This is a genomic window from Herbidospora sakaeratensis, assembly GCF_001570525.1.
GTDB classification, from domain to species: domain Bacteria; phylum Actinomycetota; class Actinomycetes; order Streptosporangiales; family Streptosporangiaceae; genus Herbidospora; species Herbidospora sakaeratensis.
In genome coordinates, this window is record NZ_BBXC01000019.1 from 30,523 (window position 1) to 52,417 (window position 21,895).

The following is a 21,895-nucleotide window of genomic DNA, read 5'->3' on the forward strand; positions in this document are numbered from 1 at the left end:
TAGTCACCATCTGACTACTCGGTAGTGGACTCCGCAAGTTTCAGGGCTGCCACGGCCGTCTCATATCGCCACGCCGCGACCGCCTGTTCCAGGCCCTGGGCGGATTCCCGCAGGTCGAGGCGGTGTGCCACGATGGGCCGCAATGTTTCGGCCTGGGCGGCGAGCAGGTTCCGGGGGTCCGTTCCGGCCCATTGGAGCAACGCGAGTTTCACCAGGAACTCGGTCCGGATCTCCCTGACCCGGACCACGGGCGTGGCCAGCCACTCGGCGGCGCGGGCCGCCCCGGCGGGGGTGACGCGGAACGGCCGGCGGGCCGGGCCCCGGCCGGGTTCGACCCCGGCCTGCTCGGCCAGGCCGCGGGCCACCAGCCCGTCGAGGGCGCGGTAGACGAGGGGCCGCGGGATGGGCATGACCCGGCCGATCGGTCCCTCGGGCGCGGTGAGGCGGGCGAGGGCGAAACCGTGGGCGGGTCCGTGCGCGAGGAGGCAGAGGACCACCCACTCGGAGTTGTTCACAGGCGACAGCGTAGTCTCAATGTGACTATGAAGCCCCAGCCCAACGCGATCTGCATCGGTGGCCCGTGTCACGGGCTGCTGCTGACGATCACGCAGGAGATCGGGATCCTCGACGTCGAGGAGTCGCGCTACCGCGTGACGACCCGGCGTCTCCATCATCCCTCGTGCCGCGAACCCTTCGTCGTCCTGGCCTGGGCCGAAGAACCGGCCTGAGCTCACCCGCAGGTCGGCCGGTAGTCCAGCGACGGGATGTGCCGGGCCCACTCCTCCCGGGTGAGGTCGCGGCCGATCTCCCGGCACAACGCCGCCGTCAGCGCCTCGGGGCGGAGCGACCAGCGGATGATCCGGCCGTCCTCTCCCCCGGAGACGAGCTCACCCCCGGCGGTGAAGGCCAGGCCGCGGATCGGCGCGGTGTGGCCGGTCAGACGGGTGGTCACCGTCTTCGTCGCCAGGTCCCACACGATCACCGTGTGGTCGTCGCCGGCCGAGGCGAGGGTTCTCCCGTCGCGGCCGAAGGCGAGCACCTGGACGGGGGCGGTGTGGCCCGTCAGGGCGGCGCCCCTCTCCTCGCCGGTCGCGGCGTCCCACATCCGGATCGTGTGGTCGGCGCCCGCCGTGGCGATGGTCGTCCCGTCGGGGCTGAAGGCCACGTCGAGGATCGAGCCCTGGTGGGTGCGGAGGCCGCGCACCTCCTTGTCGGCGGTGAGGTCCCAGACGAGCAGGTCCCCGGCCGGGCCGGTGGAGGCCAGCAGGGGAGCCGCCGGGCTGAAGGCCAGGGCCGAGGCCAGCTGGCCCGGGAGCGGCGCCTCCTTCAGGTCGGCGGTCCGCCAGCGGAAGCGGCCCAGGGCGGTGGCGGCGACGTAGCGGCCGCCGGGCTGGAAGGCGACGTCGGTGGAGGCCCCGAGGCCCGGGTACGCCGTGGTGGCGATCTTCTTCCGGCTCTCCAGGTCCCAGACGGTCAGGGTGTGGCTGCGGGTGACCGAGGCCAGTGACCGGCCGTCGGGGCTGAACGCGACGGCCCGCACGTGATCGGGATGGTCGGGCAGCACCGCGACGGGCGTGCCCGCCGCGTCCCACAAGCGGACCGTGGCGTCGCTGCCCGCCGAGGCGATCAGGCGGCCGTCGGGGCTCGCCTCGATGTCGTTGACCGCCGCACTGTGGCCGGTGAACGGGGGGACCGGCTGCTGCCTGACGACGATCGTGCGGCCCAGCCCGGCCGAGGCCAGCAGGGTGCCGTCGGCGCTCATGGCCATCGACAGGGCCTCGGTGCGGCTGCGGTCCTGGTAGGTGGCGACCGCCGCCAGGCGGGTCAGGTCCCAGACGGTGATCAGGCCGTCTTCGTCGGCGACGGCGATCCGGCCCTTGGCGGGGGCCGACATGTCCCAGGTGTAGGGCGAACGTTTCGGCAGGCTCGCCAGGGGAGTGATTGCGGTGGTGGTGACCCGCCAGAGGCGGACCCCCTCGTGGGCCGAGCCGGTCGCCAGGGTGCCGGTCTCGGCGTCGAAGCCCAGGCGGTGGACGTTCTCGACGTCGAGCCGGCCGACCCGCTCCCCCGACGCGACGTCCCAGACGATCGGGTGGTCGGCCCCGCTGACCAGCACCTTCCCGTCGGGGCTGAAGGCCAGGGCGGCGATCTCGGTCTGGTGGCCCTTGAGGATGCGTGAGGTGTCCCCGGCCACTTCCACGTCGGCGCCGTCGGCGAAGGCCAGCCGCTCGCCGTCGAAGGCGAGCGCGTCGGTGAGCCGGGCGCGTTCGAGGCGGCGGACCTCCGCGCCGGTCGTCAGGTCGCGCACCACGACCACCCCCGGCGAGGCCAGCAGGGCGGGGGAGCGCACGACGGAGGCGAGGTACCGTCCATCGGGGCTGAACGCGACCGCCCGGCCGTGGCCGCCGCCGGGTTCGGCGAACCGGGCGATCCGCGCCTTGGTGCGCGGGTCCCACAGGGTGATCGAGCCGTCCTCCCCCGCGGCCGCCAGCCGGGAGCCGTCGGGGCTGAAGGCGACGCCGAAGACCGCCGGGCCCTCGGCGTTGAGCTCGATCGGCCGCCGGGCCGCCGCCGCCACGCTCTCCAGGCCGCCCCGGGTCTCGGCCTCGGGATTCAGCCGGTACGCCGCCACCGCCAGCAGCCCCGCGAGGTCGGGATCGGTGGCCAGCAACGACCGGGCCAGCAGCGAGACCTGGCGGGCGGTCGCGGTGAGCTGCTGGAACCCGGCCTCGGCGGCCTCGTCGAGCGCCACCACACCCCCGGTCACCGCGAGCAGGAAGAGCACTGCCAGCGCGGCGAGCAGGCGGTGCAGCCTGCGGGTCCCCCGTCTCTCCTGGTCGTGGCTGGCGGCCAGGAACGCCGACTCGACGTCGTTGAGGTCCTGTGGGTGATCGCCGGCCCAGGTGCGGGCGGCGAGCAGGCGTACACCTCGGTAGAGAGCCCCTGGGTCGCGGCCGAGGTCGGCCCAGGTCTGGGCGGCGTCGGTGAGGCGGCGGTGCACGAACAGGCTCTCGCGGTCGTCGCTGAGCCAGCCGTGTAATCGGGGCCAGGCGCGGATCAGCGCCTCGTGGGCGACGTCGACGCCGTCCTCGGCCAGCACGACCAGCCGGGCGGCGGCCAGCCGGTCGAGCACCCGGGCGACCACCTCGGGCCCGGCCACCCCGGTCAGCTCCGCGCGCGCGATCGGCCGCCGGGTGTCCTCGGTGCCGTCGCCGAGGGCGGTCAGCCGCAGGAAGATCCGCCGGGCGGCGTCCTGTTCGGCGGGGGAGAGCTCGCCGAAGACCCGTTCGGCGCTCTGCGCGATGGCCCCCCGCACCCCGCCCGCCGCCTGGTATCCGGCCAGCGTGAGCCGGGCGCCCTCGCGGTTGCGCCAGGTCTCCATCAGGGCGTGTGAGACGAGGGGCAGGCTGCCGGGTTCCCCGGCCGCGTCGGCGACCAGCGTGGCCGGGAGGTCGGGGTCGACCGCCAGCCCGGCGAGCTCGGCCGGGCCGGTGACGATCTCGCGCAACCCGGCCGGCGGCAGCGGGCCGACGAGGAGCTGGGCCGTGCCGATCGCGTCGGCCAGGCCGGGGAACCGGGTCAGGTGGGCGAGGAAGTCGGCCCGCACCCCCAGCACCAGGCGCGCGTCGAGGTCGAGCAGTCCGGCCACGAACGCGCGGCGTTCCTCGTCGTCGGTGCAGAGGGTGAAGACCTCCTCGAACTGGTCGACCACGACCAGCGGCTCGTCGGCGATCTTCGCCAGGCTCTCCAGCGGGAAGGCCCCCGGCGTCATGATCAGCGCCTCCCCCGGCCAGCTCCCGAGCAGCCCGGCCCGCAGCAGCGACGACTTGCCGCTGCCCGACGCGCCGTAGACGCCCACGACCGGCCGGGTCTCGACCAGCTCGCGCAGCCGGGCGGCCGGCTCCGACCGTCCGAAGAACCACTCGTGGTCCTCCGGCTGAAAAGCCGTCAGTCCCCGGTACGGGCACACGTCCGACACCACGCGGCGCACCTGCGGCAGCAGATCGTCGTCGCCCCGGAGCATGGCCTCGTGGAGCCGCTGCAGCGCCGGCCCCGGCTCGATGCCGAGCTGATGGTCGAGCTGCTCGCGGGTCTCCCGGAACACCTCCAGGGCCTCGGCCTGCCGGCCCGACCGGTAGAGCGCCAGCATGAGCTGCCCGCGCAGGCTCTCGCGGAACGGATGTTCCCTGGTCAGCGCGGCCAGTTCGGCGACGACCTCGGCGGGTCGGCCCAGCGCGAGCTCCGCCTCGGCCAGTTGCTCGGCCGCCACCAGCCGGGCCTCCTCCAGCCGCCGGGCCTCCTCGGCGACCGGGGGCGCGTCGAGGAAGCCCGCGAACGCGGGCCCCCGCCACCGGCCGAGCGCCTCCTTCAGCAGGTCGCGGGCGGACTCCAGCTCGCCCGCCCGCAGCGCCTCGGCGCCCCGCCCGGCCAGCTCGTCGAACCGGGCGGCGTCGAGGCCGGCCGGATGGATCGCGTAACCGCCGCCGGACTGCCCGGCCACGAGCTCGGCGCCGAACGCGCGGCGCAGCTGATGGACGTAGAGCTGCACGTTGCGCCGGGCCGAAGCGGGGGGACGGTCGCCCCAGACGGCCGTGATGAGCCAGTCGATCGTGACCGGCCGGCCCGCCTTCGACAACAACGCGGCGAGCAGCAGCAGATATTTAGGCGCACCGGTGACGGGAGTGGTCGTACCGTCACGGGTCACCGAAAGCGGCCCCAGCACCCTGAATTCCACGCGACATGCATCCTTGTCCGGCTGATGATGATCTGTCAATCGCGACGTAAAGATCCCCGGCGAACCGCCTCTGACGTCGCAGAATGCGCCATATGACCAGCATCCTGCGGTGGATCAGAGAGCGGGACCCGGAGCTCAACACGATCCGCAAGGGCGCCCGCGCGGCGGTGATCATGCCGGCCGCGTTCGCGTTCTCCGACCTCGTCGTCGGCAACCCGGTGATGTCGATGTACGCCTCGTTCGGCTCGTTCGCCCTGCTGCTCATGGTCGACTTCAGCGGCTCCACCCGTGACCGGCTGACCGCGCAGTTCTGGCTGGTGCTGGCGGGCACCGTGCTGATCACCGTCGGCACGCTGGCCTCCCACGCGGTGGTGACGGCCGTGCTGGCGACGGTGGCGGTGACGTTCCTGATCCTGTTCTCCGGGGTGGTCAGCTCGGTGCTGGCCGGGGCCTCGACGGCGCTGCTGGTCTCCTACGTGCTGCCGGTGACGATCCCGGCCCCGCTGTCGGCCCTGGACGACCGCCTCTACGGCTGGTGGCTGGTCGGGGCGGCGTCGATGGCGGCGATCGTGCTGCTGTGGCCCGCCCCCACCCGCGACCCGCTGCGGCCCAAGATCGCCCATGCGCTCAGGCTGCTGGCCGAACGCGTCAAGGTCGAGGTGGCCTGCGTCTCCGGCGGGCTCCCCCTGAGCCGGAACCCGCCGCTGCGCGCCCTCGCCGAGGAGGGCGACGAGGCCGTGCGGGAGATGAAGTCCACGTTCTGGGACACGCCCTACCGCCCGGCCGGGTTGACCACGACCGGCCGCGCCGAGGTGCGCCTGGCCGGTCAGGTGGTCTGGCTGCACTCCGTGCTGGAGCGGGAGCCGTTCGAGAGCGGGCCCGGCCCGATCGACCCGGCGGTCTGCGCGGTCGAGACGGCCGCCGCCGAGGTGCTCGAACGTGCCGCCGCGCTGCTGGAGTGGGCGGGCCCCGGCGACCGGCTCGACAACGAGACCCGGCGGCTGATGGAGGCCCGGCGGGCGATGGAGCGCGAGGTCACCGGCGCTCAGGTCACCGGCGACGCGGCGGCGTTCGTGGCCTCGCTCGAACCGTCGTTCCGGGCCCAGGAGATCAGCTTCGCGATCTCGGCCATCGCGGCGAACGTCGAGATCGCGGTGGCCGCCGAGGCGCGGTCGTGGCGCGACCGGTTCCTCGGCAGGCAACCGGCCGGGTTCTCCACCCGCCTGTCGTCGGCCCGCGCCCGCGTCTCCGCGCACGCCGAGCGCCACTCGGTGTGGTTGCGCAACAGCATCAGGGGCGCCGTCGCGCTCAGCATCTCGGTGCTGGTCGCGACGGTGATCGGGGTGGAGCACTCGTTCTGGGTGGTGCTCGGCACGCTGGTCGTGCTGCGCTCGAACGCGGTGACGACCGGGCAGAGCGCCCTGCGCGCGCTGGCCGGGACCGCCATCGGGTTCGCCATCGGGGCGTTCCTGTTGTGGGCCGTCCACGGGCACACGGTCTTCCTGTGGATCCTGCTGCCGATCACGATCCTGGTCGCCGGGCTCGCGCCGACCGTGATCTCTTTCCTGGCCGGTCAGGCGGGCTTCACCGTGCTGCTGCTGATCCTGTTCGAGATCGCCGCGCCCACCGGCTGGCGGACCGGCCTGATCCGCCTGGAGGACATCGCGGTCGGCTGCACCGTCAGCCTGCTCGCCGGGGCCCTGTTCTGGCCGCGCGGGGCGCGGGCGGCCCTGGGGCGGTCGCTCGACGAGGCGTTCACCGACAACGCGCGGTACTTCCGCGACGCCGTCGACTTCTGCGTCACCCGCTGCGACGTCGCGGCCGTCTCGCCCTCTCCGAACGACGCCCGGTCGCAGGCGCTGGCGGCGGTGCAGCGGCTCGACGACGCCTTCCGCGGCTACCTGGCCGAACGCGGCACCAAGCGCATGCAACTGTCGGACGCGTCGTCGCTGGTCGCGAGCGTGACCGTGCTCCAGTACAGCGCGGAGGCCATCGTCGACCTGTGGAGCCGCGACGACGGCGTCGTCGACCGCGACCGCAGCGCGGCCCAGCTGGAGATCGTCACGGCCGCCGACCCGGTGGCGACCTGGTTCGAACGGGCCGGTCAGGCGCTCGGCCGCGAGGCGCCCGTGCCCGAACGGCTGCCCTACGACCAGGCCGCCGAGACCCGCCTGATCGCCGCGGTGAGCCGCGACCTCAGCGACGACGACGGCAGGGCGACGGCGACCGGGGTCAGGATCGTGTGGACCGCCCACCACGTCGACGCCGCCCGCCGGCTGGCGGACGGGGTCGCCGAGGTGGTGGAACAGGTCCGCTAGACCGGGCGGCCGACGTTCTGCGCGTACTGGCCGCCCCAGTTGCCCGGCGGGGTGTAGCGGGCGACGACGTACTTGGACGCCCTCGGGAAGATCGTGTTGGCCGGGCACTGCCCGACCGCCACGGCCAGGCCGGTCGACGACTTCCAGACCACCTGGGTGAAGTGGCCGGTCGCGGCCGAGAAGCCGGGCTTGTTGTAGTCGTAGTACCTGGCCTCGTCCATCCAGGCCTTCACCGCGTCCCGCACGATCGTCGCGTCGTCGGCGACCTTGGTGGAGGCGTAGAGGTTCTCGCCGTACTGGCCGGCCGGGTTGGAGTGCTGGAACCGGCAGGCGTTCGCCCAGGCCTGGGTGGCGGGCAGCAGACTCGGGTTCCAGACCAGGGGACGGGCGCCGTACTGGGCACGGGCCGTGTTGTGGCTGCTCAAAGCGGCGTCGATGACGGTCTCGGCGCTAGCCGGGGCCGGGACGGCGGCCAGGGCCGCCGCGACCACGAGGTATTTGATCACGGCATCAAGTCGTAGTCGCGGCGCACCCGGCGTTCAATCATCAGGACGCGGCCTTGACCGCACCCTGGTAACGGGCCACCACGAACTTGGTCGGCGCGGCGAAGATGGTGCCCGCCGGGCAGTCGGCGATGGCGATCCCCAGCCGTCCCGTCTTCGCCCCGATGGCCTGGATGTAGTAGCTGACGTCCTGGGCGTAGCGGTGGTTCTTCACGTCGAACTTGGCGGCCTCGTTCGCCCACGACACGACGGCGTCGCGCAGCACGGTCGCGTCGTCGGCCTGGCTGGTGGTGACGTAGAGGTTCTCGCCGTAGCGGTCGTCGTGGTCGGAGGGGGCGAACGAACAGGTCCGGGCGTGCCACTTGGCGTCCTCACGGAGGGTGGCGTCCCATTCGACCGGGCCGATGCCGTAGAAGGCGCGGGCCTCGTTGTGGAAACCGACGGCGTGGCCGGGCACGGGGTCGGCCGAGGCCGGGAGGGCCGGGGCGAGAGCGGCGAGGGTCGCGATGACGAGATATTTGATCACGACTCAATGTGATCGTTGTGACTATCCGTGATCAACCTAGACAACGTCAAAGTCCGCCATCATGGCCATGTCCTCGTGCTCCAGGTTGTGACAGTGCAGCATGTATCGCCCACGGTGACCGTCGAACCGCACGGCCACCTCGACGGTCTCATAGGGTCGCACGTCGACCGTGTCCTTCCAGCCCTGGTCCTCGCGGCCGAGGATCTTGAACCGGCCCAGGTGGACGTGGACCGGATGGTGGAAGTCGCTCGAGAACCGCCAGATCTCGGTCGTGCCCAGCCGGGGCGCGGCGACGGACCGTCCGGGGACGTAAGGGCGGCCGTTGATCGTCCAGGCGCCGTCGTCGACGCGGAAGTCGAAGGTCCGGCGGGCGACAGGGTTGTCCACAGGCTGTGGATCCGTCAGCCTCGGCGGCACACGGCTGTCGTCCGGGGCCTTGTGGGTCACCGTGAACCGCATGACGTCTACCCCGAGCAGGTCGGTCAGCGTGACATGGGAGCCGACCGGATAGCGGGCGAAGTCGACGATCACGTCATAGCGCTCACCCGGGGCGATGGTGATCGTGTCCCGGGTCAGCGGCCGTACCAGCAACCCCTGGTCGCTGCCGATCTGGGTGAACGAGCCGCCGGGCCGCAGCGCCAGCCGGTAGCGCCGCGCGTTGGAGGCGTTCAGCAGCCGGAGCCGATATCTGACCGCCGCCACCTCCTGATACGGCCACGGCACCCCGTTGACCAGCACGACGTCTCCTTCGACGCCCTCCATGAACTCCGGCCGCACCCCATGGCGGAGCAGGAGCGTGGGGTCGAGCGACGGGTAGCGGAAGGACCCGTCGGCCTCGAACGACCGGTCGCAGATCATCAGCGGCAGTTCCCGGTCTCCCGCCGGCAGCCCGAGCTTCTCCTCCTCGTCGTCCCTGATCAGAAAGAATCCGGCCAGGCCCTTGTAGACCTGCGGCGCGGTGAAGTCCATGCGGTGATCGTGATACCAGAGCGTGGCGGCCGGCTGGTCGAGCGGGTAGACGTAGTCCTTGGCCCGGTCGTGCAGGGTGTACCCGCCGTGAGCGTGCCGGGGGCTGACCGAGCCGACGACCAGGTCGGTCGGGTAACCGTCGGAGTCGGCCGGCGTGACGCCCCCGTGCAGGTGGGTCGAGGTGGGCACGGTCAGTTCGTTGCGGATGGTCACCACGGCCGCGTCGCCCCGTCTGAGGTCGAAGGTCGGGCCGGGCCAGGTGCCGTCGTAGCCCCAGATCTCGGTGGTGGTTCCGGGGATGATCTCCGTGCGGGCCGCGCGCTGGGTGACGACGTACCGGCCGGGGCTCGTCGGCTGCGCCGTCTTCGGCAGCACGAGGGGCCGGGCGAACTTCGGGGGCGGCGGGAGCGCGCTGGTCAGCCGTTCACCGGAGACCTCCACGCCGCATCCGGCCACCAGCAGCAGGCCGAGGAAGCCGCGCCGCGAGATCATCGTGTCACCCGCCAGACCAGCAGCGTCATGACCGCCGACGCGCCGAAGATCGACATCCCGAGCGGGAAGTGCACGGCCAGATCACGCGACATGCCGACCCAGATCTGCAGCGACTCGGCCGCGATGAGCGCGCTCGTCGCCCAGAACGGCCACACCACCCGACCTCGCCGCCAGAGGAAGACAGCCGCCACGAACTGCACGAGCAGCAGCGAATAGGTGATCCCGGCGTTGCTCTCGTGCCAGCTCAGCAGGTCGGCGTCGCCGGTCACGAACAGCCCGGCGAGCAGCGCCTGACCGAGCACCCCGGCCAGGTGCAGGACCGAGGTCACTCGGATGGTCCATCTCATGGTCGCCAATGATGGACCAGCCGAAAATCCGCAATCGTCATACCCCGGCATTGGCCGCGAAGTACATCCCGGGATGTACGCCCTCCTCCCGGTTCTGTCCTACCGTGACAGGCGTGGTGCCCTGGAAGAACGACACCGTGCTCGCCCTGCTCGTGCTGACCCTCGGCGTGGGCGGGACCTACGGCCGGCTGTCCAGCTCGGGGCTGGTCGAGCGGCCGATCGACACGCTCGGCCTGATCCTGATCACGGTCTCGTCGGCGGCGCTGGTCTGGCGGCGCACCGCTCCCCTGGCGGCCGGATGGGTAACCGTGGCGTGCGCGGTCCTCTACTACGGCTTCTCGTACCCGGGGGTGTTCGCCGCCGCGCCCGTCCTGATCGTCGTCTACACCGCCGCGAGCCTCGGCCGCCGGAGACTGGCCGTCGCGCTCATGGTCGCGCTGGCGGCCGGGGTCGGTGTGATCGCCGCACTGTCGGCCACCGACCCCGAGCCGGGCGGGCTGAGCCTGCTGAGCGGCTGGCTGGTGGCGGTGTTCGTGCTCGGCGAGGTCACCCGGAGCCGCCGCGCCTATCTGGAGGAGGTCGAGCACCGCGCGGCCGAGGCCGAGCGCACCAAGGAGGAGGCCGCGTTGCGCCGGGCCGGTGAGGAACGCCTGTGGATCGCCCAGGAGCTCCACGACGCGCTGACCCACACGATCTCGGTCATCAACGTGCAGACCTCGGTGGCGCTGGAGATGCTCGACCGCTACCCCGCCCAGACCCGCGCCTCCCTGCTGGCCATCAAGGAGTCGGGCCACGACGCCATGCGGGAACTGCGGTCGACGTTGGGGGTGCTGCGGCAGCCCGGCAGCCCGTCGTCGGGGCTGGCCCACCTGCCGAGGCTGATCGAGCAGGCCGAGGCGGTCGGCCTGTCGGTGCGGTCGACGGTGACGGGGGAGCCGGTGGAGTTGCGGCCGGAGGTCGATCGGGCGGCGTACCGGATCGCGCAGGAGGCGTTCACCAACGTGCTGCGGCACGCGGGACCGGCCACGATCACGCTCACGGTTTCACATGAAACCAGCCGCGTGGTGCTGACGATCGCCGACGACGGCACGCCGGGCGAGGCCGAACCGGGCATGGGCCTGATCGGCATGCGTGAACGTGCGGTCGCCGTCGGCGGCTCGCTGGAGGCCGGGCCCCGGGAGTCCGGCGGTTTTCTCGTACGAGCGGAGCTCCCCCGGTGATCCGGGTCCTGCTGGCCGACGACCAGCCGCTGATCAGAGCCGGTTTCCGGGCCCTGCTGGAGCTGGCCGACGACATCACGGTCGTGGGGGAGGCGGGCAACGGCGGCGAGGCCGTGCAGTTGTGCCGGTCGCTGCAGCCCGACGTGGCGCTGCTCGACGTGCGCATGCCCCTGATGGACGGCATCCAGGCGACCCGCAAGATCGGCGCCGACCCCGAACTTGCGGACCTGAAGGTCGTCATCCTGACCAACTACGCCCTCGACGAGTACGTCTTCGCCGCCCTGCGCGCCGGGGCCAGCGGCTTCCTGGTGAAGGACATCGAACCGGCCGACCTGCTCCAGTCGGTCAGGGTGGCCGCCAGGGGAGAGGCGTTGCTCCCCCCCGCCGTGACCAAACGCCTCATCGAGGAGTACGTCGCCACCCCGCCCCGCCCGACCCCCGCCCCCGGCCTGGCCAGGCTGACCGACCGGGAGCGGGAGGTGTTGCGGCTGGTGGCGACCGGCAGGTCGAACGAGGAGATCGCCGGCGACCTCGTCATCTCCCACGCCACCGTGAAGACCCACGTGAGCCGGATCATGGCCAAACTGCTGGCCAGGGACCGCGCCCAGCTGGTCGTCCAGGCTTACGAGAGCGGCCTGGTCACACCCGGCTGACCTCGCGCTCGACCGGCTCGGCCAGGTGGTGGCGGAGCTTCTCGCCCTCGACGTCGAGGTCGGGCAGGATCTTGTCGAGCCAGCGGGGGAGCCACCAGGCGGCCCGGCCGAGCATCGACATGACGGCCGGCACCAGCGTCATGCGCACCACGAACGCGTCGATCAGCACGCCGATCGCGAGCGCGAAGCCCATCGACTTGATGATCGGGTCGTCCATGAACACGAACCCGCCGAACACCGAGGTCATGATCAGCGCGGCGGCGGTGACGACGCGGGCGTTGTGACCCATGCCGTTGATGGTCGCCTGGCGCGGGGTGTCGCCGTGCACGAAGTCCTCCCGCATGCGGGAGACCAGGAAGACCTCGTAGTCCATGGCGAGCCCGAACAGGATGCCGATCAGCAGGATCGGCAGGAAGCTGACCAGCGGGCCGGGCTGCTCGACGCCGAGCAGGCCGGCCAGGTGGCCCTCCTGGAAGATCGCCACGGTGATGCCGAACGTCGACCCGACCGTCAGCAGGAAGCCGAGCGCGGCCTTGATGGGCACCAGGATCGAGCGGAAGACCAGCATCAGCAGCAGCACCGACAGGCCCACGACGAGCAGCAGGTAGACCGGCATGGCCTCGCCGAGCTTGTCGGAGACGTCGATGCCCAGGGCGGTCGCGCCGGTCACCGCGATCTCCGCGCCCGAGATGCCGGCCAGCTTGGCCCGGATGTCGTGCACGGCCTGCTCGGTCTCGGCCGAGGTCGGGCCGTTCTTGGGGATGATCGCGACCAGGGCGGTGGTGCCGTCGGCGTTCGGCTGCGGCGGGGTGGCCGCCAGCACGCCGGGCACCTGCATGATCATCTGAGCGGCCTGCCCGGCCACCGCGGTGGTGGTCGCGGCGTCCTTGGTGGTGACGACCGCGATCAGCCGCGAGTTGAAGCCCTCGCCGAAGCCCTCGCTGGTCAGGTCGTAGGCGTCGCGGGCCGGGCTGCCGGGGGCGGCCGAACCGGTGTCGGGCAGGGCCAGCCGCAGGTCCTGGGCGGGCAGCGCGAGCGCGCCGAGCCCGGCGATGCCGACCAGCAGGATCGGGATGCCGAACCGGGTGACGAGCCGGCCCCAGGTGTAGCCGAAGCCCTCCTTGGTCTCCCCCGAGCCGTTGCGCTGTTTGCGCGGCAGCACCTTCTCGCCGGCGAACGCGAGGATCGCGGGCAGCAGGGTGATCGCGACGAGCACGGCCACGGCGACGGTCCCGGCGGCGGCCAGACCCATGACGGTCAGGAACGGGATGCCGGCCACGAACAGGCCCGCCAGCGCGATGACGACGGTGGCCCCGGCGAACACGACGGCCGAACCGGCGGTGCCGGTGGCGCGGCCCGCGGCCTCCTCGCGGTCGAGCCCCTCGGTGAGGAACTGGCGGTAGCGGGAGGTGATGAAGAGGGAGTAGTCGATGCCGACCGCCAGCCCCAGCATCAGGGCGAGGACGGGGGTGACCGAGGTCAGCTCGACGACGCCGCTGAGGGCGTACAGCCCGCCCATGCCGACGCCCACCCCGACGAGCGCGTTGAGCAGCGTCATCCCGGCCGCGACCAGCGAACCCAGCGTGATGATCAGCACGACGGCGGCGATCAGCACGCCGATCGCCTCCGACCCGCCGACCTCGGGCGGCGCCCGCAGCACGTCACCGCCGTGCTCGATCCGCATGTCCTGCACGGAGGAGCCGACGTTGAGGTAGGCGTCGCGGGTCGCGTCGCTCAGATCCTCGGCGGTGCCGGAGAACTGCACCGTGATCAGCGCGTAGCGGCCGTCGGGGGAGACCGACCGGGCCTGGAACGGGTCGACCGCGGCGACCACGCCCGGCACCGACGCGGCCTCCTTCACCACGGGCGCGACCGCGGCCGGGTCGAGCTTGGCCCCTTCGGGCGCCGCCAGCACGATCGTGCCGGTGGCCCCGCTGGCCTGCGGGAAGTCGCGGGCCAGGGCGTCGAGGGCACGCTGGGACTCGGTGCCCGGCATGCTGAACTTCTCGCTCGACGGCCCCATGAACAGGACCGCACCCGCCCCCATCAGCGCGAGCAGCAGCACCCAGACGGCCACCACCCGCCCCCGGTTGCGGAAGGAGAACCGGCCGAGCCGGTAGAGCAAGGTCGCCATGAAAGCTCTCTTCTAGGAGGACAGGCCGAGCGTGCGGAACGCTCCACTGGTCAGTTCCGAACGCATGGTCTCGTCGGGGATCGAGACCCCCCGGGCCGTCGTCAGGAAGATCCCCAGCAACGCCATCCAGCCCGCCACCCTGGGCTCCTGCTCGGGCACCCGGCCGACGAGCGCGTCGACGAGTGACTCGGTCACGTCGTCGACGCAGGGCAGATCGGGGTGGTCGAGCATGGTGTCGACGTCGAGCAGCAGGATCTTGACCTGGCTACGGAAGCGGAGCGACATGTCGACCACACCGGCGACGGCGGCCCGGACGGCCTCCTCGCCGGACAGGGGCGCCAGCCGCTCAAGCAGCGTCTCGAACTCCTGCCCGACGGGGGCGAAGAGCTCGCTGAGGATCGCGTCCTTGTTGGTGAAGTGATAGAGCAAGGACGCCTTCGAGCAGCCCACATCCGACGCGATGTCCTGCAGCGACGTGCCCCGGAAGCCGTGCGCGGCGAAGAGCCGCGCGGCCGAGTCGAGGATGTCGGCCCGCATCGAGGTCGCGGATCGGGTCATGGCATCACAATAACTGACCGATCGGACAGATCTGTCCGATCGGTCAGCCGCTTAAACGAAACGCTGCACGAAGTTCAACGCGGTGTCACAAACCTCACGCCAGCCCGAGTCGATGGTGAGCGAGTGCCCCCGGTTCGGGATCTCCACGATCTCCGTCACGTGGTGCTCGTTCCGGTGCTGGATCTTGTACGACGCGTTGGCGATCGCCCACGGAACCGTGTGGTCCTTCTCTCCCGACACGATCAGCAGCGGCCCCCGGTCTTCGGCCTGGCTGTCGACCTTCACCTCCGACCAGGGGTTGAAGTTGGCGACCGCGGCCTGGAACAGCGGCGCCCCGGGGGCCGCGACGGCGAACTCGTCGAACAACTCCCGGGCCTCCTCTTCGGTGACGGCGTTCGCGAAGGCGTACCGGAACTGCTCGAAGGTCAGCGGCACGGCCCGGTGCCGGTTGGCCGGGTTGCCCAGCACCGGCGCGGAGGCCCGCAGGGTCGAGAACGGCAGCGGCAGCACCCCCTGGAACGGCGCGGGGTCGACCGCCACCGACGCGCAGGCCAGCCCCCGACCGGCGAGAATCTGCGTGAGCAGCCCGCCGAACGAGTGCCCGATGATCACCGGCTTGCGGTCGAGCCCGCCGATCAGGTCGGCGAAGTGGTCGGCGACCTGCCCGACGGTCTTGTCGGCGAACACCTCGGGGTGCTCGCGCGCCTCCTCGACGGTGTGCGGATCGTCGGGCCACCCCGCCTGCACGGGCGCGAACCCGGCTTCGGCGAAAACGGTCGCCCACCGATCCCAGCTGTTCGGCAACAACCACAATCCGTGGACGAAGACAGCGGGGATCTTGCCGGTCGCGTTGGCCTGTTCGACGAGTTCAAGGTCGTGGCTCATGGCGGATGCTCCTAGAGGATCTTGAGGGGAGAGCCCATGAACCTTACCCCCCTGACCTGTGACGACCTCGACGCCGGGGAGGGCACGTTCGATCGCCACGCCCTCCCCCTGACGCCCTAACGGCCGGGATGCAGGACGACCTTGGTCCAGCCCTCGTCGCGGGCGTCGAAGTGGCGGTAGCCCTCGGGCCCCTCGCTGAGCGGCAGCTCGTGCGAGACGATGAACGACGGCTTGGCCCTGCCGGTGTGGATGAGGTTGCGCAACCGCCGGTTGTACGCCTTCACGTTCGCCTGCCCGGTCCCCATCGTCTGCCCCTTGAACCAGAAGTGCCCCATGTCGAAGGGGATCTTCCCGGCCCGAGCGGCCTCGTCGGGGTTACCGGGGTCGTCCGGCAGGAACAGTCCGACGACGCCGATGCCGCCGGTGGGCCGTACCGACATGACGACGCTGTTCAGCGCCGCGTCCGAGTGTTCGGTCCCCTGCGGATCGTGCGCCTGGTAGCCGACGCACTCACACCCCCGGTCGGCCCCCTCGCCCGCGGTGAGGTCGAGCACCTGCTCCACCGCCGACCCCTGGGAGTCGTCGATCGGGATGCAGCCGATCTTCTCGGCCACCTTGAGCCGGTCGGCCTGCCGGTCGACGATCATGACCTTGCTCGCGCCCTTGAGCAGCGCCGAGTAGGCCGCCATCTGGCCGACGGGCCCCGCGCCGTACACGACCACGGACTCGCCCGGACGCAACCCCGCCAGCTCGGTGGCGTGCCACCCGGTGGGGAAGATGTCCGACAACATCACGTAGTCGTTCTCCTTCTCCCGCGCGTCGTCGGGCAACCGCAGGCAGTTGAAGTCGCCGTAGGGCACCCGCAACAACTCGGCCTGCCCGCCCTCGAAGGGCCCCATGCCGGCGTAACCGTAAGCGGCCCCCGCCACGCCCGGATTGACGGTCAGGCAGAAGCCGGTGAACCCGGTCTCGCAGTTCTTGCAGTGCCCGCAGGCGATGTTGAACGGCAGGCACACCATGTCGCCCACCGTGACCCGGTCGACCGCCGACCCGACCTCGATGACCTCCCCGAGGTTCTCGTGGCCCAGCACGCGGCCGGTCTCCATGCTGGTGCGGCCTTCGTACATGTGCAGGTCAGAGCCGCAGATGTTGGCGGCGGTGACCCGTACCAGGACGTCGGTCGGGCGTTCGATGCGAGCGTCTGGAACTTCCTGGACGACGACCTCCCGGGGGCCCTCGTACACCAGTGCCTGCATGATCACACCTCCGAATTCGTCGATGATTCATGCGGCAGGTGCCCGCCGGGCATGGACGAGTACCCCTTTATGCGGCAAAAGTCCCTTTAGTACGCCAAAACGGCCCAGACCTGAGGAGGTCCGGGCCGTTTCATCAGCGGTTAGTTGTGGTGCCAGCCGCCCCAGCCGAAGCTGCCGTTGTGGCCGTAGCCGCCGCGGACGCGGAAGTCGTCGACGTGCTTGCCGAAGACGATGTGCTTGGACAGGAAGCTCTTGGTGTTGTACCGCTTGTAGAAGAACCACTTCCCGTCGTTCTTGTAGTAGACGTCGAAGAAGCTGTAGTCACGGTCGTTGTGGTCGCGGTCCCACATGCGGAAGTCGAGCCAGTAGCGGCCGCCGCTCTTGCCCCAGCGGTAGTCGAAGCGACCGTCGCCCCGCTCGAAGCGGTCCCAGCTGGAGCCGTACTGCGCGGCCGACGCGGAGGTCGACGCGGTGGTGGCGGATGCCGTGGCGGCCGGTGCGATAGCAACCCCCGTGGCTGCGATGCCGGCGAGAACGGTTCCGGCGAGCAGCTTGCCGATCGTGTGCACTGTTTCCTCCGTTGTGTGGGTGCCCGGCGTTTCTCCGGACACCGCAGACGTTAGGAGCGGCCCCCGGGGGCCTTCTGCGCACAAAGCCACACAAACCCCCGAGTGCGTACTACTGCACACGCGAGCGGCCCAAGAGCCCTCTGGCAGTATCCGGAGATGCGTTTTCTCTACCTGGCCAGGCATGGCGAGGCGACCCCCGACGAGACCGGCCTCACCGACACCGGCCGGCGCCAGGCCGAGCTTCTCGGCGAGCGGCTCCGCGATCTGCCGATCCAGGTGATCCACCACGGCCCGCTGCCAAGGGCGGCGCAGACCGCGTCGATCGTGTCCGCGCACCTGCCCGGCGTGCCGGTGCACGTCTCGGAGGCGGCCGGCGACTACGTGCCCTGGTTCCCCGGCCCCGACGCGTTTCCCGGGGAGGACCGCGAGATCGGCCCGGCCCTGGCCCGGGAGGCCGAGGCGACCTTCACCGGCGTGACCGACGAGCCGCGCACCGAACTGGTGATCACCCACGGGTTCCTGATCGCCTGGCTGGTCCGGGCGGCGCTGGAGGCCCCGGAGGCCCGCTGGATCGGGCTGAACTCGGGGAACACGGGGCTGACCTGCATCCGCTACAGCCGCGACCGGCCACCCGCGCCGCTGTTCTTCAACGACATGGGCCACCTGCCACCCGAGTTGCGCTGGACCGGTTTCCCTCCTGCCCTGCGCCCGAGCGGCACCGACTGATCTCGGCTCAATCGTGGGTGGCTTATGTGGAGTAATGCACGCTCGGGGGTTTGTGTGGCTTTGTGCGCAGAAGGCCCCCGGGGCCGCTCCTAACGTCTGCGGTGTCCGGAGAAACGCCGGGCACCCACACAACGGAGGAAACAGTGCACACGATCGGCAAGCTGCTCGCCGGAACCGTTCTCGCCGGCATCGCAGCCACGGGGGTTGCTATCGCACCGGCCGCCACGGCATCCGCCACCACCACCGCCTCGGTATCCCAGGCGGGTTCAAGCTGGGACCGGTTCGAGCGCGGCGACGGCCGCTTCGACTACCGGTGGGGCAAGAGCGGCGGCCGCTACTGGCTCGACTTCAAGATCTGGGACCGCGACCGTCGCGACCGTGACTACAGCTTCTTCGACGTCTACTACAAGAACGACGGCAAGTGGTTCTTCTACAAGCGCTACAACACCAAGAGCTTCCTGTCCAAGCACATCGTCTTCGGCAAGCACGTCGACGACTTCCGCGTCCGCGGCGGCTACGGCCACAACGGCGACTTCGGCTGGGGCGGCTGGCACTTCCGTTAATCACCAAGACGGGGAGCGCTGATCGAAGGGCCCGGACCACCACGGTCCGGGCCTTCGTCATGCCCGGACGTACGTCGAGAGGGCGCCGCGCAGCAGCGGCCGCGCCGCCACCGCGACGAGCACCGCAGCGAGGACCCCCATCCCCGCCATGACCACGGCCCTGCCGGCGGCCCAGCCGAGCCACTGAACCTGGTAGATGTCGATGGTGGTGACGACCACCACCGCGACCCCGGAAACGGCCGCCACCACGCAGACCGGCGACGCCGCGATGACCGCCTGCCGCACGAGCACCCCGCCCAACGCCCCTTCCGGCACCCCCGAAGCGGCCAGCGCCGAGAACGAGCGCCGCAGGTCGATCAGCTCCTCCGCCTGATGCACCACCAGAGCGACCGCCGAGGTCACCAGGGCCACCAGGAGCGCGACGTCCACCAGCGCATGCGCCTGCGAGTAGCCGACGACGGCCTGCTGCGCCCCGGCCATCGCACCGAAGAACACCGTCAGGCTCACCACGGCCAGCGCCCTGGCCCACGCCCGCGGATCGGCCTCGACCAGCCGCGCCGCCAGCAGCGCCTCCGCCGACCGAGCCCGCCGACCGACCCGGCGGGCGTGAGCCCTGATCGCCCAGGTCGCCGCTAAGGTCACCCCGAACAACAGCAGCACCAGCCCAGCCGCCATGAGCACCACGGACCCGTACGCGCCGACGTACGGGAACTTGCCCTTCACCACGGCTCCGAGGACGAAGCACCCGACACCCATGCCGAAGAGGAGCAGGTCCCGCATGCGCGGCCCCCGCATCCGCACCCGGCGGACCACCCCCAGCGGAGAGGCGACGACGTGGCGACCGGCCCTGGCCCCCGACACGACCCCGCCGAGCGTCACCACGACCACGACCACCGGCACGGGAAGCAGCGGCCCGGAAAGATGGCTGACCACATAGATCACGCCGCCACCGAACGACCCGCCCAGCGCCAGCAGCCCCCCTTCGAGAGCCCCCAGCCTTCGCACGTCACCCGGCGATGCCCCCGCGAGCCGCAGCGCGGCCAGCCGCCGCTCCCTGGTCGCCGAGGCCAGCCGGTTGGCCTGGTGGAGCAGCCCCGCGACCGGCACGGCCAGCAACGCCAGCCCGAGCCCCGTCAGCGACCCGCCCTCATCGTCGAAGTCCGCCAGGCTGACGGCGGTACAGACCAGGAACGCCGCAACCGCCGCTCCTGCGGCCACCAACCAGGCACGCACCCGCTCGGCCCGCGAGCGCCCCCTGTTCAACATCCGTAAGACAGTGATCACCGCTGCACCCCCGCCAGCACCGATCCGTCGCGCAGCGCGACCTCCCGGTCGGCATAGGCGGCCACCCGATTGTCATGCGTGACCAGCACGACAGCGGCACGCCCGGCGCGAGCCGCGCTGATCAGCGCACTCATCACCTGCTCCCCGCCAATGGTGTCGAGCGCACCCGTGGGCTCATCGGCGAAGACCACCCGCGGCCCGGTCACCAGCGCCCGCGCAACGGCGACCCGCTGCCGCTGCCCCCCGGACAGCTCGCCGATACGCTGATCGGCACAGCCGGTCACCTCCAGCCGGGCCAGCCACTCCGCCGCCGCGGCCATCGCCTCCTGCCTGCCCCGCCGGCTGAACAACAGCGGCAGCGCCACGTTCTCGACGGCAGTCAGCTCAGGCACCAGCTCCCCGAACTGAAAGACCACCCCGAAGCTCTCCCGCCGCACCTTGGTCGACTCCGGCTCGGGCAGCGCGTCGATCCGCCTGCCATCAAGCAGAACCTCACCGGATTCGGGCCGGACCACCCCCGCCAGACAGTGCAGCAACGTCGACTTACCCGCCCCGCTCGGCCCGGTGATGGCGACGACCTCCCCCTCAGAGATCGTCAAGGAGACGTCGTCGAGCGCCCTGGCCTGCCCGAACGACTTGCCCAAGCCCCTGCCCTCAAGCATCGTCGTGCTCCTTCATCCGCGCGAGCGCGGTCTCGATCCAACGCAGATCAGCGTCAAGATGGTGCAGGGCGTAGTCGGCCGCCAGCACCTGAGCCGGCGACCCGGACGCCTTCTCGGCGGTCAACTCCCGCATCCGGGCCAGATGCGCCTCCCGCTGCCGCACCAGGTATCCGTCGGCGTCCTTCCCCGCAACGGCAACCCGCGCGAACAGAGGACTGGCGACGTAAGGCGCCGAAGGCTCAACGGCGTTCAACCACCGCTCCAGCTCAGCCCTACCGTTCTCGGTGATCGCATAGAGGACGCGCTCAGGCCCACCCTCCTGCCGCGTCTCAGCCACCTCCGCCAGGCCATCGCGCTGCAGGCGCTGCAACGTGGCGTAGACCTGCCCATAGGCCAGCGGCTTGGCCCCGGCGAGGCGATGATCGTGCTCCTTCTTGAGCTCATAACCATGCTTCGCCCGCTCAACAAGAAACCCGAGCAGCACATGACCAGTCGTCATGGCCGCGACTATACACTCAATGAATAGTCAGGTCAGGTGGCCGAACCCAAGCGAAGCGAGGCCCTGTCGGGGTGGACGTCAGGGCGCTTCGTCGGCGTTGGGCACAGTCTCGGGTGAGCCGCGCTCACGAAGACGCCTCTTGTCGTGGGGACAGTGAGACCGCCGGCACGGTTGTGGCTGGCCTGGTCGATGCTGAGCGGTCATGAACACTCCTCAATGCACACCGACGAGCTGGTCGAGCACTGGAGATGATCCTGCACGAAGAGCGCGACGCCACCCGCCTCGGCTTGCGCTCTTACCGATCCACGCTGCGCATGTGGGAGACGAGGCTAGAGTGGCCGGATTCTCCAGGAAAGGATCATCATGCTCAGCATTGTCCGGCGCTCTTCCCTTGCAGGCGCGCTCGCGATGAGCCTCGCCGTGTCCACCATCGGCTTAGCACCTCCCTCGGCCGCGGCGACACCGCCATACGGACTCCTCAAGCTGGTCTTCAGGTGTGCCCACGTGGGGGGCGTGTCGGTCACGGTCGCGGGTCCGGGCGTCGCGGGCAGCGTGCGCGACGACAACGGCACGCACTACTTCCGGGGCCGGCCCGGCGCCTACCGGGTGAAGCGCCTTGCGAACGGACGGATCGCACCGAGATCCAGGCTCATTCAGATCCCGAAGTCCTCGACCCGCACCGTCAACGTCTGCTCCCTCAAGTGGCCCGGGCGCCCGTGACCCTGGGCCGCCTTTATCGCGTCGGGCCCATGGTGCGGGACAAGACCCGGTCAGACTGGATGTAGGCGGCGCCCCAGGTGACACGGACGACCGGGTCGCCGACGCCATGACCACCGTCCGGGAGTGCGGTGTCGGCGCAAGAAGCCCGAGATCCGTGACGCGGACGCCCGGCGGTGTGCTCGGATACCCCGGCCCGATCGAGCGCCGCCCGGCACGCCGAGGCTGCCCCCGCCGCAGCGGGGGCAGCCGATATCAGAACCAGTTCTGTGCCGATCC

General features: G+C 71.1%; 21 protein-coding genes. 7 read left to right on the forward strand and 14 right to left on the reverse strand.

Going from position 1 to position 21,895, the window contains the following annotated elements:
- Positions 1 to 14: 14 nt before the first annotated feature.
- Positions 15 to 515 carry a PadR family transcriptional regulator gene (locus tag AW271_RS29520; protein WP_062340886.1) on the reverse strand — a complete coding sequence of 167 codons (501 nt, stop codon included), beginning with the start codon at positions 513 to 515 and terminating at the stop codon, positions 15 to 17.
- A gap of 27 nt (positions 516 to 542) precedes the next feature.
- On the opposite strand from AW271_RS29520, the gene AW271_RS40930 reads away from it, so the two are divergent.
- The gene (locus AW271_RS40930; RefSeq protein ID WP_062340887.1) at positions 543 to 728 is read left to right on the forward strand and encodes a hypothetical protein; all 186 of its coding nucleotides are present in this window, start codon (positions 543 to 545) and stop codon (positions 726 to 728) included.
- 2 nt (positions 729 to 730) lie between these two features.
- Here the strand turns inward: AW271_RS40930 and AW271_RS29530 are convergent, their stop codons facing one another.
- Positions 731 to 4,735, reverse strand: a complete 4,005-nt coding sequence (locus AW271_RS29530; protein ID WP_062340888.1) for an nSTAND1 domain-containing NTPase — start codon at positions 4,733 to 4,735, stop codon at positions 731 to 733.
- Positions 4,736 to 4,827: 92 nt separating this feature from the next.
- On the opposite strand from AW271_RS29530, the gene AW271_RS29535 reads away from it, so the two are divergent.
- Positions 4,828 to 7,053 (forward strand): FUSC family protein, encoded by a 2,226-nt coding sequence (locus AW271_RS29535; RefSeq protein ID WP_062340889.1) that lies wholly within the window; start codon positions 4,828 to 4,830, stop codon positions 7,051 to 7,053.
- Here AW271_RS29535 and AW271_RS29540 read toward each other — a convergent pair.
- From AW271_RS29540 to AW271_RS29555, 4 genes are read right to left on the reverse strand one after another with little or no spacing between them, the layout of a single operon-like run.
- On the reverse strand, positions 7,050 to 7,559 hold the full coding sequence (locus AW271_RS29540) for a CAP family protein (RefSeq protein ID WP_062340890.1): 510 nt from the start codon (positions 7,557 to 7,559) through the stop codon (positions 7,050 to 7,052). The genes AW271_RS29535 and AW271_RS29540 overlap by 4 nt on opposite strands.
- Positions 7,560 to 7,599: 40 nt before the next feature.
- Positions 7,600 to 8,082, reverse strand: coding sequence for a CAP domain-containing protein (locus tag AW271_RS29545; RefSeq protein ID WP_062340891.1), 483 nt, complete (start codon positions 8,080 to 8,082; stop codon positions 7,600 to 7,602).
- A 36-nt stretch (positions 8,083 to 8,118) separates the two neighbouring features.
- Positions 8,119 to 9,543, reverse strand: a complete 1,425-nt coding sequence (locus tag AW271_RS29550) for a multicopper oxidase family protein (RefSeq protein ID WP_062340892.1) — start codon at positions 9,541 to 9,543, stop codon at positions 8,119 to 8,121.
- Positions 9,540 to 9,890 (reverse strand): hypothetical protein, encoded by a 351-nt coding sequence (locus AW271_RS29555; RefSeq protein ID WP_245653267.1) that lies wholly within the window; start codon positions 9,888 to 9,890, stop codon positions 9,540 to 9,542. Before AW271_RS29555 ends, AW271_RS29550 begins: the two co-directional genes overlap by 4 nt.
- 113 nt (positions 9,891 to 10,003) lie before the next feature.
- Between AW271_RS29555 and AW271_RS29560 the strand changes: the two genes are divergently transcribed.
- On the forward strand, positions 10,004 to 11,110 hold the full coding sequence (locus tag AW271_RS29560; RefSeq protein ID WP_062340894.1) for a sensor histidine kinase: 1,107 nt from the start codon (positions 10,004 to 10,006) through the stop codon (positions 11,108 to 11,110).
- Positions 11,107 to 11,763, forward strand: coding sequence for a response regulator (locus tag AW271_RS29565; protein ID WP_062340895.1), 657 nt, complete (start codon positions 11,107 to 11,109; stop codon positions 11,761 to 11,763). The genes AW271_RS29560 and AW271_RS29565 overlap by 4 nt, the downstream gene beginning before the upstream one ends.
- On the opposite strand, the gene AW271_RS29570 is transcribed toward AW271_RS29565, so the two are convergent.
- The 5 genes from AW271_RS29570 to AW271_RS29590 form a co-directional block, all read right to left on the reverse strand.
- Positions 11,750 to 13,897, reverse strand: coding sequence for an MMPL family transporter (locus AW271_RS29570; protein ID WP_062340896.1), 2,148 nt, complete (start codon positions 13,895 to 13,897; stop codon positions 11,750 to 11,752). The two genes, AW271_RS29565 and AW271_RS29570, sit on opposite strands and share 14 nt — an antisense overlap.
- Positions 13,898 to 13,909: 12 nt before the next feature.
- Positions 13,910 to 14,455 (reverse strand): TetR/AcrR family transcriptional regulator, encoded by a 546-nt coding sequence (locus AW271_RS29575; RefSeq protein WP_062340897.1) that lies wholly within the window; start codon positions 14,453 to 14,455, stop codon positions 13,910 to 13,912.
- A 51-nt stretch (positions 14,456 to 14,506) separates the two neighbouring features.
- Positions 14,507 to 15,340 carry an alpha/beta hydrolase gene (locus AW271_RS29580; RefSeq protein ID WP_062340898.1) on the reverse strand — a complete coding sequence of 278 codons (834 nt, stop codon included), beginning with the start codon at positions 15,338 to 15,340 and terminating at the stop codon, positions 14,507 to 14,509.
- A gap of 116 nt (positions 15,341 to 15,456) precedes the next feature.
- Entirely contained in the window at positions 15,457 to 16,596 is a 1,140-nt protein-coding gene (locus tag AW271_RS29585) for a glutathione-independent formaldehyde dehydrogenase (protein ID WP_062341031.1), read from the reverse strand.
- Positions 16,597 to 16,736: 140 nt separating this feature from the next.
- Entirely contained in the window at positions 16,737 to 17,165 is a 429-nt protein-coding gene (locus AW271_RS29590) for a hypothetical protein (RefSeq protein ID WP_062340899.1), read from the reverse strand.
- 156 nt (positions 17,166 to 17,321) lie between these two features.
- On the opposite strand from AW271_RS29590, the gene AW271_RS29595 reads away from it, so the two are divergent.
- Both AW271_RS29595 and AW271_RS29600 read left to right on the forward strand, forming a co-directional pair.
- A complete protein-coding gene (locus tag AW271_RS29595; protein ID WP_062340900.1) occupies positions 17,322 to 17,891 on the forward strand; it encodes a histidine phosphatase family protein in 570 nt (189 codons plus the stop codon).
- Positions 17,892 to 18,034: 143 nt separating this feature from the next.
- Positions 18,035 to 18,454 (forward strand): hypothetical protein, encoded by a 420-nt coding sequence (locus tag AW271_RS29600; RefSeq protein ID WP_062340901.1) that lies wholly within the window; start codon positions 18,035 to 18,037, stop codon positions 18,452 to 18,454.
- 57 nt (positions 18,455 to 18,511) lie between these two features.
- Here AW271_RS29600 and AW271_RS29605 read toward each other — a convergent pair whose 3' ends face one another.
- The 3 genes from AW271_RS29605 to AW271_RS29615 are packed head-to-tail and all read right to left on the reverse strand — an operon-like array spanning position 18,512 to position 20,899.
- A complete protein-coding gene (locus AW271_RS29605) occupies positions 18,512 to 19,720 on the reverse strand; it encodes a hypothetical protein (RefSeq protein ID WP_157554746.1) in 1,209 nt (402 codons plus the stop codon).
- Positions 19,721 to 19,734: 14 nt separating this feature from the next.
- Positions 19,735 to 20,400: an ABC transporter ATP-binding protein gene (locus AW271_RS29610; RefSeq protein WP_062340903.1), complete on the reverse strand. Its 666-nt coding sequence runs from the start codon at positions 20,398 to 20,400 to the stop codon at positions 19,735 to 19,737.
- Entirely contained in the window at positions 20,393 to 20,899 is a 507-nt protein-coding gene (locus AW271_RS29615) for a PadR family transcriptional regulator (RefSeq protein WP_062340904.1), read from the reverse strand. The genes AW271_RS29610 and AW271_RS29615 overlap by 8 nt, the downstream gene beginning before the upstream one ends.
- A gap of 363 nt (positions 20,900 to 21,262) precedes the next feature.
- Between AW271_RS29615 and AW271_RS40215 the strand changes: the two genes are divergently transcribed.
- Positions 21,263 to 21,619 carry a hypothetical protein gene (locus AW271_RS40215; protein WP_157554748.1) on the forward strand — a complete coding sequence of 119 codons (357 nt, stop codon included), beginning with the start codon at positions 21,263 to 21,265 and terminating at the stop codon, positions 21,617 to 21,619.
- The last annotated feature ends 276 nt before the right edge of the window (positions 21,620 to 21,895 follow it).

Coding starts and splice junctions, on each gene's coding strand:
- AW271_RS40930 (WP_062340887.1), top strand. CDS start 543: ATGAAGCCCCAGCCCAACGCGATCTGCATCGGTGGCCCGTGTCACGGG.
- AW271_RS29535 (WP_062340889.1), top strand. CDS start 4,828: ATGACCAGCATCCTGCGGTGGATCAGAGAGCGGGACCCGGAGCTCAAC.
- AW271_RS29550 (WP_062340892.1), bottom strand. CDS start 9,543: ATGATCTCGCGGCGCGGCTTCCTCGGCCTGCTGCTGGTGGCCGGATGC.
- AW271_RS29555 (WP_245653267.1), bottom strand. CDS start 9,890: ATGAGATGGACCATCCGAGTGACCTCGGTCCTGCACCTGGCCGGGGTG.
- AW271_RS29570 (WP_062340896.1), bottom strand. CDS start 13,897: ATGGCGACCTTGCTCTACCGGCTCGGCCGGTTCTCCTTCCGCAACCGG.
- AW271_RS29575 (WP_062340897.1), bottom strand. CDS start 14,455: ATGACCCGATCCGCGACCTCGATGCGGGCCGACATCCTCGACTCGGCC.
- AW271_RS29580 (WP_062340898.1), bottom strand. CDS start 15,340: ATGAGCCACGACCTTGAACTCGTCGAACAGGCCAACGCGACCGGCAAG.
- AW271_RS29585 (WP_062341031.1), bottom strand. CDS start 16,596: ATGCAGGCACTGGTGTACGAGGGCCCCCGGGAGGTCGTCGTCCAGGAA.
- AW271_RS29595 (WP_062340900.1), top strand. CDS start 17,322: ATGCGTTTTCTCTACCTGGCCAGGCATGGCGAGGCGACCCCCGACGAG.
- AW271_RS29605 (WP_157554746.1), bottom strand. CDS start 19,720: ATGTTGAACAGGGGGCGCTCGCGGGCCGAGCGGGTGCGTGCCTGGTTG.
- AW271_RS29610 (WP_062340903.1), bottom strand. CDS start 20,400: ATGCTTGAGGGCAGGGGCTTGGGCAAGTCGTTCGGGCAGGCCAGGGCG.
- AW271_RS29615 (WP_062340904.1), bottom strand. CDS start 20,899: ATGACGACTGGTCATGTGCTGCTCGGGTTTCTTGTTGAGCGGGCGAAG.
- AW271_RS40215 (WP_157554748.1), top strand. CDS start 21,263: ATGCTCAGCATTGTCCGGCGCTCTTCCCTTGCAGGCGCGCTCGCGATG.